This window comes from Acidobacteriota bacterium, from assembly GCA_018268895.1.
GTDB lineage: Bacteria > Acidobacteriota > Terriglobia > Terriglobales > Acidobacteriaceae > Edaphobacter.
This window is the reverse complement of sequence record JAFDVP010000013.1, coordinates 54,098-69,110: the sequence shown is the minus strand read 5'-3', so window position 1 is coordinate 69,110 and position 15,013 is coordinate 54,098. Positions and strand designations below refer to the sequence as shown.

The window sequence follows — 15,013 nt, the reverse complement described above, 5'->3', positions numbered from 1 at the left end:
CGGAGCGGATGTCTCTTTGGTCTCTTCCGCCCTCAGACATGGTTAGAACAACTGCTTCACGATCTAGGGTCAAGTTAATTTCTGCTAACTGTTTCGCGGAGATAGGCTCCGTGTTCAAGCAAGTTGCTTTGTAACGTTCTCACATCTACGTCGATAGGACGGAGATTCTGCTGTACAGCCATCGCCGCAGCACGTCCCGCGGCCTCTCCCATGGCCATACATGTTGACATGACTCGAATCGCCGCCATCGCCTCATGGGTACTTGAGATACATCGCCCTGCGACGATCAGATTGTCTATCTCGAGCGGAACCAGGCTGCGATATGGGATGTCATAACAATCACCGGACCACTCCAGCGTGCAGCCGTCGTCCGATGGACGATGAATATCGATCGGGTAGCTCGCAACCGCAATGGCATCATCAAATCTGCGGCGGCTAAGAACATCGTCCCGGTTCATCGTGTAATGACCGACAATACGGCGCGTCTCTCGAATCCCCAGAAATGGAGCAGTCTTTGTGAAGTATGAATTTTCAAACCCGGGAACATATTCTTTCAGATAGCGTTGGATGTCCGGGATCTGCCGGCGGCCCTCAATCTCGCCGGCTGTCAGCGAGCGGGGATCGGTGCCATCTACACCTGCCATTCGCGTCATGTTGATCCAGGCTTCGCCAGGACGCAGGCCGGTAATGATGATGGTTCGTTCCGTCTTGATGTCGAATCCAGCATCACGGGCTTCCTTAATCAACTCCTTCAGCCCAACTACGATGAACTGATTGTTTTGCTGGAAGTATTCGTTCGGAATGAAGTCCAGCATGTAGGTTTTGGGGTGCTCTGCAATGGAATGCCGCAACCTTTCCGTATCGACCCCGCCGAGGCAAAACATCAGGGTTGGCGGCTGCAGACCGCCATCGTCATTGCCCTTTTCGGTTGGCACTCCGGCGGCATAAGCCACGTCGGCATCGCCAGTGCAGTCGATGTAGGTGTGCGCTGTGAATACTTCACGCCCGCCTTTGCTTTGCAGGATGACACCTGAAATAGTTCGGTCCTCTTTGAGAACGCCTGCATGCATGGAATGAAGAGTTACATCTACACCAGCTTCCAGCAACATCTGCAGCGCCACTGTTTTGACCAGTTCCGGTTCAACGATTGTAAGGCTCATATGTAGGGGACAGTAGCGATGGTCGCTACTACCTCCTGCTGCCTTTAGGCGATCGATGAACCGTTGCGGCATACCTTGAATGATTTGGTTTCCCTTCTGCCCCAGGAATCCCAGAATCGGTAGGCCGATAGTCATATTTCCGCCTACAAAGCTACGATTTTCAACCAGGCCAACTCTCAATCCGCTCTCGGCAGCCGACAATGCGGCGATAATTCCACTTGGCCCACCACCCAGCACCAGCACATCATATTCTCTGCGAACAGGGAGATCGTGCGCAGGTTCCCGAACAAACCTTTCCACTTCCTTGACATATGGCATGGGAGAACCTTAGGTCGGCCATACAAGCGGAGTCAATGAGCTTTTGAACGATATATCTATGATTTTCGACAGAGTGCCGATAATTCATCGCCGTGCAATTATTTCTTGCCGAATTCCCGCCGAAACCGGGCCGGACTCCATCCCGTGCGCTGCTTGAAGATGTTACTCATGTACTCCGGATATCGGAAGCCGCATCGATCGGCGACCTGGTCCAGCGGTAGTGTCGTCTCCGCCAACAACTCCTGTACTCGTTCCATGCGGGCTTCGATCAAGACGTCATGAACAGACTTCTGCATCGTCTCTCGAAATCGCAATTGCAGCCAGGTACGCGAGACGCCGAGATGGCGTAGAACTGTTTCTACGTTAATGCCATTGCACGCATGGTCGCGAATAAAGCGAACCGCATTTGCGACAACCGGATCTGAGATAGCCATGGTATCGGTCGAGCGCCGCACGGAAACATCCAGAGGAGGAATGCGAATCTCTTTCCGTGGCGCGGGATGGCCTTTCATCATCTTATCGAGTAGGGCCGCAGCCTCGTAGCCCATGCGCCACGCATTGAGAATCACGCTAGAGAGCGAGGGATCGGCCAGTTCGCATGCTACGTCGTCAGCACCTACACCGATCACTGCGGCCTGCTCAGGAACAGCCACGTTGACCAATTGACATGCCGAAAGCAGCTGCAAAGCGCGGAAATCGTTACAGGCCATCAAGCCTACGGGTTTGGGAAGGCCATGGACCCAATCTGCGATGAGGTCAATCTCCGTCTCCCATACTCCTTCGCGCAGATCTCTCACATCGGCCGTCGGTCCGGAGTAGACGTAACACTTACCTTTTGTTTTACCGACACGCTCCTCGAAGGCTGATTGTCGCTGGTCAGACCAAGGGTGACCTCGATGTCCCAGGAAGCCGAATACCTCAAATCCACGGTCAATCAGATGTTGGGCTGCCATACGGCCAATCGCGAGATGGTCGTTTGAGATCTGTGGCGCGCCAAGATCCCCCAACTGTTCATTGAGATCGACGACCGGGATGTGTCTGTATGCAAGGAGCTGCCGAATCTCCGGCGATGCAATCCGCGAGATGATGCCATCACCCTTCCATGTCCCAATCCATCTCGGAGTCGAATCGTTGACTGCTCGGTCTGTGAAGAAGACAGACCAGGGGCCATTTTCGCGTATGTATTGAGCGACGCCGCTCAGCAGTCTTCTGCCAAAGGTGGTCGAGGTTTCGATGATGAGGGCAACTCTTGGAGGATTTCTTACAGGTGCTGGGCGTAGCGGCCGTTGACGCGTGCCATGTTTCTTAGTTTGCGGCATATGTTAATTTCCCCGAAGCAAGTCATATTGCAGAAACAATGATGTCTTATGGTGAATCGGTGTCGCGTAAGGAATCGTTGAAAACCTTAGTTTTAAAAACTAAATCTTCATTGACAAGACTATTCGAGGATTCGTAAATTTCGTGCCTGCACACTGAAAAGACGTATCTCGTAATGCAAACCCAAAAACAGCCGGCCTGACATCAACCATTTACGGTGAGGACATTTTCGTGGAGATAGCACGTAGTGTGAAGTTCTGTCTTGCAACCATTATCTTTGTTGGCTCAACCGCACTCGCGTATGCGGCACCCAAGGTTCACGTGTTGATTATTTCCGTGGATGGAATGCGTCCTGATTACATCACAGAGGCGGATCGGCATGGGCTTAAGATACCGACTTTGCGCAAATTCTATGCGGAAAGCACCTATGCGGAGGGCGTCATCGGGGTGATTCCCACAATCACCTACCCAAGTCATACGACCATCATGACCGGAGTCTGGCCTATCGAGCACGGCATCTTCGGGAACCAGAAGTTCACGCCGCTTCGAGAAGGCAAAGAACAAATCACCGAGTTCAGTGATATCAGGGTCAAAACCCTGTGGGAGGCAGCCCATGAAGCAGGCTACACCGTCGCAAGCGTGGGATGGCCGGTCACGACGGGATCGAGATTTATTGACTGGTTGCTTCCAGCCAATGCTGCATTTGAAGGCTCCGACCCAGATGGCGGTTCTGTCGAAGCTGACCCAAACAAGCATTACGACAATCCTCCTGGATTGCGAGAGCAACTGGCGTCGGAGCTACCAGCCGGAAAACTAAGCATTGATGCCACACGTCATGCATGGGAATTGGCGATCATCAGACGGTACAAGCCTGACTTCATAACGACGCATGTGGGTGATCTTGACCACGCAGAACATCGACATGGGCCATTCAGCCCCGAGGCAAATGCCGCTATGGAAACAGCTGATGCGGAGATTGCAGAGACGATCGCGGCCGAACGCGCCAACTATCCCGACGCCTATATCTTTGTTGTCTCCGACCACGGCTTTTTGCCCACAGATCACTCGCTGTATATCAATGGTCTTCTAAAAAGAGAGGGACTGATCGATCCTGCGAGCGGAACGTGGGATGCGGCCGCCTACACGACAGGCGCGAGCGCAGCCATCATCGTTCGTGATCCAGGCAACACGAAGATAACCGAGAAGGTGATATCCGTCATTATGGCGGCAGCGAAAGATCCGTCCTATGGAATAGCCCGTGTATTGACGCATAATGAAGTTGTTGCCCGGGGCGGTATTCCGTCGGCTCTATTGATGTTGGACCCCGCGCCAGGCTGGCGCTTTGCGATGGGAACGAAAGCCGTCACGGCAGAAGCCCCTCGTACCGGCGCACACGGACAACTGCCCGATCACAAGGAATTGCGCTCGTCCTTTTTCCTTGTGGGCCCGAAGATTCACCGGCGAAACCTTGGCGTGATCGATATGCGCCAGATCGCACCAACGGTCGCACAAATTTTAGGCGTTAAACTTCCGGCGGCTCAAAGTCCCGCCCTCCCATTCTGAGGGTCTAGGCTGGCATCGCCCATTTTGAACATTTCTCATTCTCTGCGGATGCCGGTCTCGTCGTTCCAGTGAACCATGGTTAGGAGACGTACCCACTCCAGCCCCTATCGCTGGTCCAATGTTTGTGCGCGAGTTGATCGTCGTGGCCGCGCACAAACACATCGATGCAATGCTCATCCCAGCTGACTGCTGCCGCTGCCAAGATGAATGATGCCGCGCTCTAAGGCAATAAGTAAAAGCTGTGTACGGTCGCGAGCTCCAAGCTTTTCAAAAATATTGCTTATGTGTATCCGTACTGTCTTTTCGGCAATGTGCGCTTCGATTGCAATTTCAGCAGTATTGAGGCCGCGTGCCAGTAGCTCAATAATTAATTTTTCACGCGGTGTAATACAGTTCCCTGGCAATCGTTCCTCCAAACGTAACTGTAACGCTTTGGGCACATACCGTCCTCCTTCTGCGACCGTGCGCAATGCCTCGCCAAGCTGTTGCCCGTCTAGATCTTTTGTTACATATCCACTGGCGCCAGCATCGATTGCACGATAGATATCTTCGCTGCCCTGGAGTGTGCTGATCGCAAGAATTTTTGCTCTCGGATAATTCTTGTGAATCGTTCGAATGGCTTCAAAACCGGAGAGCCCATTCAAACGCAGATCCATAATGACGAGATCTGGCTGCTTCTCGTTATAAAGATCAATTGCTTGCTGACCGGTCGTTGCTTCACTAATAATCCGATACTCGGGCATTGTCGCAAGCAGACCGCGCAAGGCAATGCGGATCAGGAAATGATCTTCTACCACCAGGATAGTCAGAGACTTCATATTGATACCGGCATTTCGACTGTTATTGTGGTTCCATGACCTGGCGTTGCTGAGATTCCTAACCTTCCGCCAATCTGGTCCACGCGCTCACGTATGCCTAAGATTCCAAAATGGCCAGGAGGAGGAGATTGCATCTGAGAAGGGCTCATGCCAACTCCATTGTCATACACTTTTAAAAGTACTGTTCCGTTGTCGGCACTGAGCGTGACCCGAATTTTTGAGGGCTTTCCGTGCTGGATAGCATTCGTTACCGCTTCCTGAGAGATACGCAACAAATGCATACTCAACTCATTGGAAAGCTGAGGGAATGAAGGATCGACGTCCAACTCGAAGTGAGTCCTCTCATCAACAGTCAAGTGCTCCAATCCCTCCCTTAACATCATCGTGAGATCTGGTGGAGAGAGCGAAATATCGCGGAGATCGCTGACCGCGCGGCGTGCCTCATCGCTGCAATAGCGCAACATGCCCCGTATGTTCTTAAGGTTAGTCAGCAAGGTCGGTTGAGTGCATGTACGAAGGGCAGCATCGAATTGCCATGCAATCGCTGTCAGTCCAGATAACAGTGTGTCGTGCCATTCACGAGCTATCCGGCTGCGTTCGCCAAGGACAGCAAGATAGCGAGCGCGAACGCTGCGTAAATGTGCAAAATAGATAGCGCTCAGGATAAGAAATATCAAAGCCGCTATCATGCCCTTGAACCAGGCGGTCTGAAAATATGCCGGATCTTTTTGTACGATAACTACAGCATTTGGACCCCAGTTGCCAAATTCATCTCGAGCAGCAACCATGAAGCGATAGTGGCCGGGAGACAACTGAGTATAGCGAGCAATTCTATCTTGTCCCGCTTCGACCCAGGCGGAGTCAACTCCTTCAAGGCGATAGTGAAACCGGACTTGACCTGGAGCGCCAAGTCGAACCGAAGCAAAGGAAATCTCCAGATCGTGAGATCCCGCGGGTAATATCGCCTGGTCGCTTCGCGATAACAGGACACGGTCTCGTTTCATCCATTTGACCGACGCAATTGGAGTCGGCAAGTCTCCTATACGCCGCGGATCCATCTGAATAAATCCTTTTGCGGTTGGGCTCCATAAAGTTCCATCTGGGGCAGCCCAGCTCTGCGGGTAATCGACGCAACGGCATTCAATCGTTCTAGCGCCATCGCCAATCCCAAGCGGAATCGCGTCGACACGTATCCCCGGATTTTGCAAAGCCAGGTCAATCTGAGAACCCGCTGCTCGTGCCAGCCCTAGACTGGTACTGAACCAAAAGTTTCCGTCGGTGTCTTCTGTGATGCCGTAGATCCACTTACCCGGGAATGCGGGGCGTTGGAATGGAACGAAACCGTTCTTAGTTTGCACACGAATGCTGCCATCTCGAAAGGTGACCCAAAGACGCTCATGGCGATCTTTCGAAATAGAGATGATCGGCGATTTGGACGAGAAGACTTGAAAAGGTGCTGAATGAGGTGTGGCCATTTGCCACAAACCTGACATGGATCCAATCCACAGCTTTCCGTCGGCACTTTGCGTAATGTAGGTTACGTGCTCATGCGCCAGCACGGGTAGCCAATGGGAGGTCGAAGGATCCCCGGAGCGAAACACCTGGAGATGACCAGAATAATCAAGAAGCCACAAGCTTTTGTCCGCAGCGAAGAATATCTGTCGGATACTCGCATCCTCACTAAAACCTGGAGGAAAGACGAAGGCTAGGCGTATCGTTTGCTGGTCGTGCCTTAAAACGAATAGTCCCTTAAATGTTCCGATCCAAAGGTTATGGGCGAAATCCAATTTGAGTGACGTAATCAGAGTATTGAGCCCCTGCTCTGGCAATGTCTGCTGTTGGATTTTGCCGTCGCTCCAATGAAATAGACCGGTTCGCCATGTTCCCAGCCACACACCACCCGCTCCATCCCCAGTAACAGCCGATGCGCAGTTGCCTGTTACTCCTTCAGGAACCCCAAAAGGTTTCAGAAGAGTAGTACGAAATCTCGTAAGCCCACCGCTCCGCGTCCCAATCCATAGATTGTGCTCTTCGTCCTCGTAGGTAGCATGTACAAAGTCATCCGTCAGTTCACTGCGATGATCGATATGTTCGACATGCCCATTCCCGTTTAACGTGTAGCGGCGATAAAGACCATGGCCCCACGTAGATATCCATAGGGTCTTATCGATTGTTTGATGAATGCCGACTATCGGACCGGGTATTCCCTTAATAGAACTCGAAACGCAAGAATCCCCCGCACAAGCCAGCAGGTACAGCTTTTTTGTTGTACCTACGAATAACTCGTGAGACTGTGGTGCTGAATAAACCGTTACAGGAGACCCATCGAGCCCAATAACAGATATGCGTTCAGCATGATTAGCACGGTACCGGAAAAGGCCCGACTGTGTGGCAAGCCAGAGTGTCCCATTTTCTTCCTGAGTGACAGACTGCCAGCCAAAGCCTTGAGTGTTTGTCCCGTGTACGACGGTTCGGAATTGGTCATTCTCAATGAAGCCCAGGCTATATTCAGAAACAGCCCATACTCGACCATGTTTATCGTGAATCAGTGAAAACACTGTACCCGTCTCAATTTTTGACACTTGACCATTACGAATTCGATACAGACCATCCTTGTAGGTTCCAGCCCACAGAGTTCCATCAGTTTCCAGCAAAAGGCAATAGATCCAAGCGTCTTTCAAAAACGGGTATTGTTCAAAGGCGAATCCATCGAACGTAACGATGCCGCTTTTTGTCCCAATCAACAAGCGACCATGATGATCCTGGATAATCGCGGTCACATAGTTGCTTGGAAGGCCTTGCTCTATCTGCCAATTCTCCCGCTGCCACTGAGTGAGAGTCCAAGGAGCGCTAACTGCCGTTTGCGCACGAACTACAACACAAGAGAAACAGCTCAGGCAAAGCATAAGATTCAAAAGCAGCCGTGCTGATCTTGTTGAGATGCGACTTGCGGCATGGCAATTCATTGATCGCGATACATGGTATCGCATACCTGACGGATGGAAACGCGTTCGGTAATAAATCAGCTTCTCCTCCCCTTGCGCGAAAGGGCATCTTGGACGCACGGACGAGAGAAGCCATTAAATTTCCGAATTTGTCTAGGTCACGTGCCCTAGACAAGTCTTTTTGCGATCTCTAGCATTTGCTCCGTTGACCAAGAACGTTTCTCGACATGATTGGCCAGAATCCAGCGAATCGCGGGGCTCTGCATACTCTTTTCATGCTTGTGCAAGCGTTCCATTACTTCGCTCGGCAGTGCGCTGAATGACGCAAACCGATGCATTCTGACGTTATGTGCCAGGGCAGCACTGAACATAGCAAGTCTATTTTAGGGAGGTTTAGGAGTGTTCAACGTAAGGATCCAGATACCGAATGGACCCCGCAAGCTGTTTTTTTCGATCATGCTAATGACTATGAGCTTACTTGCTTTGCCGTCGGCGGGTTTTGGCCAGCAAGGGACCGGCAACATCGAGGGCACCGTGCGCGACAGCTCCGGGGCGACAGTTTCCGGCGCCACGGTGGCCATTCGGAATGTTGATCGAGGCACGGAAGTTCAACTAACAACGAATGATTCTGGTTTCTATAATTCGCCTCCTCTCGTGCTTGGTAGTAATTATCGCGTTACTGTGACCATGACCGGATTTTCGAAATCAGTTGTGTCTGGCCTCGCAGTAACAGTGGGAGCGAGAGTTGAGACAGATTTCTCCCTCAAATTAGGTACGGTTGATAGCACAGTAGAAGTTTCGGCCATACCTGCCGTCCTTGACACAACAAGCGCTACCCTTGGTGCCGTTGTGGGTGAAAAAAGCATCGCCGAACTACCGTTAAACGGGCGTAACGCAATCGCACTTACCACCCTCACGCCAGGCGTGCGCATCAATACGACCGTTGCGCAAGGGGGATTTGCCAACCGGGGAACAAATCTTTCTGCAATCTCAATCAACGGTTCTCCTACAGGAACGAACTCCTATATCCTCGATGGCCAGAGCGATCTGGCGACAGTTACGAATGAAATTGCCGTCAATCCAACGGTTGACGCAATTCAAGAGTTCAAAGTTCAGAGCGGTGTCGTATCCGCGCAATATGGATTCGCGTTAGGCGGTGTCGTCAATCTCGTAAGCCGATCTGGAACGAATACTCTCCACGGCTCTGTCTACGAATTTCTCAGAAACGACATCTTTAACGCGCGAAACTATTTCGCACGGCCTCCTGTTGCGAAGCCTGCCCTTCGATATAACCAGTTCGGTGGGACGATCGGTGGCCCTCTGCTTCGCGAGAAAGCATTTTATTTCGGGAATTTTGAAGAGTATCGATTCATTCAGTCCAGTCCTCAATACCTGAGTGTTCCTACAGCCGCGCAGCGCACAGGAGACTTCTCGGGTCTGGCCGATGCCAACGGGAACAAGATTCAACTTTATAATCCGTTCTCTACCACGGTTGTAGGCGGGGTAACATCGCGTACACCATATGCAAACAATAAGATCACGAATCTCGATCCCGTCGCCGTCGCATATCAGAATGCATTTTACCCCTTGCCCAACGTCACCCCATCGAATCCATATACCAATACGAATAATTACTTGTTTCTCAATCGTGGCCTCAGCAATATGTATAACGCGCTCGCTCGAGGCGACTATCGACTCAGCGACAAAGACAGTGTTTTTGGACGCTTCGCTTATTACCAAAACTATACCAATGGAGGTGTGAGCGGAGGACAGTACTATCCAAATCCGATCATTGCAAATCGCTATGACACATATACAGCCAAACTTCTAACTGTCGGCGAGACGCATACATTTTCATCCACTCTCATCAACGATGCTCGCGCCTCAATTGAACGTCAGGAGTTTCCATTCCAGGCTGCGAGTGCTGGACAGAATTGGCCGCAGAAACTAGGACTCCCTTCGAACGTACCAGGCTACGCGATCCCTGCCGTATCCAACGGGCTTCCGGCGTCAAATCAAACTATCGGATTCCGCGCGTATACGCTTCCCCAATTCACCGATACCATCACCAAGGTAATTGGTCATCATGCGCTCAGTATTGGCACAGACCTGCGATACAACATCGGGTCAAGCCTGCAACGCGACAATCCCTCCGGAGCATTCAGCTTCAGTTCAGGGTTGACATCAGATCCTTCAGGGGCAAGCCCTCCCTCAGGATCTGTGAATACGGGAAATACCTATGCGACCTTCTTGACAGGAGCTGTCAGTTCAGCATCGATCGGGGTCTATAACGGTGAGGTCGATCGTGCAATCAGTACCTCGTTCTTCTTGCAGGATGATTGGCAGGCCACATCTCGTCTCACTCTTAATCTTGGGCTACGTTACGACTATCAACAACGCCCCTACGAGCAAAACAATGGCTACAGCAACTTCAATCCGAATCTTTCCTCTGGTGTTTTTAGGGGGATCGTCCAGTACGCGAACACAAATGGAGTAGGACGTAACTTCACTCCAGAAAGCTATACCGATTTTGCGCCACGCATAGGATTCGCCCTGAAGGCCACGAACGATGGCAAGACGGTGCTCCGAGGTGGTTTTGGAATCTACTACCCGTTGATGTTCAGCTCGACCTACACAGGTCAAACTGCAGGCTTCGCAGTCACAAATTCCTCTTACAATCCAGCCGGAAACGACACTCGGTTCCCTGCCTTCCAGTTCAAGAATGGCTTTCCAACAGATCCTCTCAAACCACAAGGTGCAGCACTCGGACCCCTCGGCTTCCTCGGTCAGTCGATCGCTTATCAGGATCCAGCAAGATGGAAATCGCCACAGGCGCAGCAGTACACATTAAGCGTAGAGCGTCAATTGCCACACGATGTCGTACTCCAGGTTGCTTATGTGGGCAACCATGGCATTCACCTGCCTGCGGGGCCATTTTCCGGATACAACATCAATGTCCTGAATCCGTCATATTTTTCTCTTGGCACAAATGCATTGGCAAAAACAAGCGTTCCCAATCCTTATGCTGGAATTGTGCCCGGCTCGCTTGGAGCGGCCACAATAACGAAACAGCAATCATTGCTTCCATACCCCTACTATTCATCCGTGCTGGCACTAATGCCTCATAACGGCAATTTCATTGCGCATTATCTGGAGATTTCAGCGCAACGTCAGACAACAAAAGGTTTGACGTTATTGTTTGGCTATACCTATGGAAAATTGATGAGCGATAGCATTCGATCGTCCTTGTCTTACATCAATAGCATTGCCGGAGCCACGGGTTATCAGAATATCTTCAATAAAGCTGGCGAATACGCCGTCGATCCAGCTGACATCACTCATCGAGCGACCATAAGCGCTTTATACAATCTTCCATTCGGTCCGGGGTATCGGTTCTCTGCGCACAATTGGTTTTTTGATCGACTTATCGAGGGATATCAGCTCAACCTGATTGGGGTGATGCAAACTGGCGTACCGCTTAGCATTTCAGGAGCTAATGCTTATACGGCTACACGTCCGAACTTCGTTCCAGGCGCCAGGTTAACTGTCGATCATCCAACGACAGCGCGATGGTTCAATACAGAGGCTTTTCAGAATCCCGACGATTTCACCTTTGGGAATGTTGCCAGGTCTCTGTCTCGGTTGCGAGCGCCTGGGCTCCAGAATTTTGACTTTTCTATCTTCAAGACAACCGCGATCAAAGAACGATTAAAGTTGCAACTCCGGGCAGAGGCCTTTAACGTCTTGAACCATCCCAACCTCGGAATTCCCGGGACCGGATTTTCTGCAGCGGCCAATCCAATCGTCAACGGAACTGGAGTCGACGCCGCGGGATGTCCCACAAAGGGAGCAGCCGGATGCAATACAAGCGGTTCGTTCGGCGTCATCACGACAGCCGCCGACGGCAGGGCCCTTCAGATCGCGGCCAAACTGATGTTCTAAAGGCTTTTGGGCTGTCTTGCCTAGAAAACACTAACGCAAATGATTGGAGTCTGAGCAGCCACGGCTCGGACTCACGTCAACACATACATCATGGCCGAATTGGGTTCGGTAGAAGAGGAATGAAGATTCTATGAAGCTGAATAACGGATCGATAACTCGGAGGTCCATCTTGGCCGGTCTTGCTGCAAGCAGCGGACACGCCCTTGCACAAAGTTTTCTGCCTGGAATTCCGAATATAGGCTTGAAAAGCGATAACGATCCTACAAGGACTGAATGCGGTGTCGGAGCTCTAATGCCTTGGGCCGATGGCCTGTATGCAGTGACCTATAACTCTTCAGGTCAAAAGTCATCCGGAACCGGGCTCGGATTGTTCCGCATCGATGATTCTCTGAAGATTGAAGCGCTCGATATACCAAATGGGGTTTATGCGAACCGCTTCATCCATCACGAGAGCAATCAATGCATCATTGGACCATACATTGTCGATTCGACAGGCAAGTGGAAACGTATTGAAGGTCTGGTAGAACACCGTCTCACGTCTACGATGCCGCACCTTACTGATCCTAAAAATCGTGTCTATTTTCAAACGATGGAGGGTTTGTTCTTCGAGATGGATGTGAGCGATCTCAAACCTCGACTGCTCTTCAATCTTACAGAGCTGATGAACATTACCCAACAGCCGCACTTCAAAGGAGGGTACACGGCGCAAGGTCGTGTAGTCGTTACGAACAATGGTTTCTTCGCATATGGTCAGACTCAGGCAGGGTTATATGAGTGGGATGGAGGTAAGATGTGGAAACGTCTTTCGGACAAGCCCCATATGGATGTTGCTGCTCGCCAAAACATGGGCAATGTCATGTTTTGCAGTGGATGGGACGAACGTTCAGTTCTCTTTCGCGCCCTCGTGAAAGGCGAGTGGCAGGTTTATCGCTTGCCCAAAGCCTCACACGCTTTCGAGCAGGCATGGCAGACCGAGTGGATGCGTATACGTGAGGTCGAGACCGAACACTACATGATGGATATTCATGGCATGTTCTATGAACTACAGCCCATCGCATTTGAAGAACACATCTGGGGAGTCAAGCCCGTTTGCCAACATCTGCGTATGATTCCTGACTACACCGCATTCCGCGGCATGCTTGCTCTTGCCGGTAATGAGACCAGCCCCAATGTAGATAACAATGCCGTGGTCGGACAACCGCAGAGCGGAATCTGGTTTGGAAAGACAGACGACCTTTGGTCTTGGGGACAGCCGCAGGGCTGGGGTGGTCCATGGCGGCAGGATATGGTCACTGCTGGAACACCCTCTGATCCGTTTCTTTTTACAGACTTTCGCCGCAAGATGCTTCACTTACTCTCTGACAAGAGCGGTAGCATCGAGATTCAAATCGACTTCTTGGGTAACGGTACCTGGGTAAAGTACGAAACCGTCAAGCTGATTGCAGGGGAATATCACCCGGTGATCTTCCCCGATGCATTCAGTGCTCAGTGGGTGCGATTAATACCAGGTGTCTCAGCTCGGATGTCTGCTGAGTTTATGTTCACCTAGATCCACCGTAGTTGAGAGTATGTGGCCGAAAGCTATTTGAGTTGTGCTACTTCCAAACCTCAACGACAGCACCTGGCCGTTCGATATCATTGACCTTGCTGGGTAAATGGGCAAGACGAAACATGACTTCTGGGATGAAACCAGTTCTTTGCGCAGTGACCTTGGAAGGAGTGGAGTTACCCATCATTGACGTTACCCATCCAGCCTTTGCAGTAGACGACAGTGAACAGCTGTCGAGAGTCTGCGGACAGCTTATCTTGCAACCGAAAGCAGATGGAGAGTGGGATTTGTCAGTCATTTCTTTATGCGACACTTGCAAAAAAATCGCTGCTGTTGAGATCGCTGGTGGAACCTGACGCACATTTTCTCAGCGGTGTGAGTACGTACATCTTGAAATTGGGGGATGAAAACCTGGTCCCTCCGTTCAACACTGAGGTAGACCGCAGAGTAGCAGCCTCTCCACCAGCCAGAGCAATGCGGGCTAAGACCGTGGAGGCAGAACTGGAGAAGGCCCCGGATACACCTCTGCATTTTGTAAACATCGGCGGAGGCCCTGCAATCGATAGCATCAATTCGGTTTTTGTTATTGAAACAACGTTGCCCAGATCGGTTGCAACGACAGATTGTCATCGGGTAGCTCAAGACTCATACTTGGAGGCTTCATGTCAGACAATCATCTATTTGTAGGGCTTGACGTTCATAAGGCAACGATTGCGATTGATGCTGTCGCACTCGCACGCCTATTACGAGCAGGCGATCTGGTACCCATATGGGTACCAGATCCGGTTCATGAAGCAATACGGGATCTGGTTAACGCACGACAGGCAGTGAGCTTGATGTACGTAAGGCGCGAGCTACCTCCTGCTTCGTGATCGTCACTTCGCAGGGAAGTCATGGTCGTATCGGCATACGAGGTGGATCTCCGACCAGCAGTTGGAGAGCTTGGCGATGCAGATCACATTGCAAGGCTATGTCAATGCACTCGAGCAAGCTGAATCGCGACATGCTGAATTGGATATCCAAATCCAAGAACTTCTTCCTGCCTGGAGTCCTGCGCCCATCGTGACTGCGCTGCAGGCTCTACGGGGCGTCGGCCCGGTGATTGCCGTAGCTCTAGTGGTTGAAATCGGAGACTTCCGTAGATTTCCGTCGGCGCGAGATCTCATGGCATATTTTGGGCTAGTTCCGAGTGAACACTCGAGCGGATCGAGAGGAAGGCAGGACCTTATATATCAACGCACGAATGCTAACGGAAGCTGTCGGATGCGAACGTCTCGATTCTCGAGGAACTACGGAGCAATGTCTCTCTGCCCTTCATTGACGTAGTAGATCTCTGTTTTTTAGCCTACTACTAAACAGGAGACGCAATCTCTTCTTCCACGCCGGTATGGCTCCTGAGGA

General features: G+C 51.3%; 9 protein-coding genes. 5 read left to right on the top strand and 4 right to left on the bottom strand.

Features of this window, described 5'->3' with window-relative positions; translation table 11 throughout:
* Positions 1-74: 74 nt before the first annotated feature.
* Both JSS95_16280 and JSS95_16275 read right to left on the bottom strand, forming a co-directional pair.
* Complete coding sequence (locus JSS95_16280) at positions 75-1,478, bottom strand: FAD-dependent oxidoreductase (GenBank protein MBS1801370.1); 1,404 nt, start codon at positions 1,476-1,478, stop codon at positions 75-77.
* A gap of 98 nt (positions 1,479-1,576) precedes the next feature.
* Entirely contained in the window at positions 1,577-2,797 is a 1,221-nt protein-coding gene (locus tag JSS95_16275; GenBank protein MBS1801369.1) for a DNA-binding transcriptional regulator, read from the bottom strand.
* Between the two features lie 229 nt (positions 2,798-3,026).
* Here JSS95_16275 and JSS95_16270 point away from each other — a divergent pair, with 229 nt between their 5' ends.
* A complete protein-coding gene (locus tag JSS95_16270) occupies positions 3,027-4,358 on the top strand; it encodes an alkaline phosphatase family protein (GenBank protein MBS1801368.1) in 1,332 nt (443 codons plus the stop codon).
* A 173-nt stretch (positions 4,359-4,531) separates the two neighbouring features.
* Here JSS95_16270 and JSS95_16265 read toward each other — a convergent pair whose 3' ends face one another.
* Positions 4,532-5,176, bottom strand: coding sequence for a response regulator transcription factor (locus tag JSS95_16265; protein ID MBS1801367.1), 645 nt, complete (start codon positions 5,174-5,176; stop codon positions 4,532-4,534).
* Complete coding sequence (locus JSS95_16260) at positions 5,173-7,956, bottom strand: hypothetical protein (protein MBS1801366.1); 2,784 nt, start codon at positions 7,954-7,956, stop codon at positions 5,173-5,175. Before JSS95_16260 ends, JSS95_16265 begins: the two co-directional genes overlap by 4 nt.
* A 633-nt stretch (positions 7,957-8,589) precedes the next feature.
* Between JSS95_16260 and JSS95_16255 the strand changes: the two genes are divergently transcribed.
* The 4 genes from JSS95_16255 (at position 8,590) to JSS95_16240 (ending at position 14,938) form a co-directional block, all read left to right on the top strand.
* Complete coding sequence (locus JSS95_16255) at positions 8,590-12,063, top strand: carboxypeptidase regulatory-like domain-containing protein (protein ID MBS1801365.1); 3,474 nt, start codon at positions 8,590-8,592, stop codon at positions 12,061-12,063.
* A 169-nt stretch (positions 12,064-12,232) separates the two neighbouring features.
* Positions 12,233-13,612, top strand: a complete 1,380-nt coding sequence (locus JSS95_16250) for a hypothetical protein (protein MBS1801364.1) — start codon at positions 12,233-12,235, stop codon at positions 13,610-13,612.
* Between the two features lie 134 nt (positions 13,613-13,746).
* The gene (locus JSS95_16245) at positions 13,747-13,968 is read left to right on the top strand and encodes a hypothetical protein (protein MBS1801363.1); all 222 of its coding nucleotides are present in this window, start codon (positions 13,747-13,749) and stop codon (positions 13,966-13,968) included.
* 592 nt (positions 13,969-14,560) lie between these two features.
* The gene (locus JSS95_16240; protein ID MBS1801362.1) at positions 14,561-14,938 is read left to right on the top strand and encodes an IS110 family transposase; all 378 of its coding nucleotides are present in this window, start codon (positions 14,561-14,563) and stop codon (positions 14,936-14,938) included.
* Positions 14,939-15,013 lie beyond the last annotated feature (75 nt).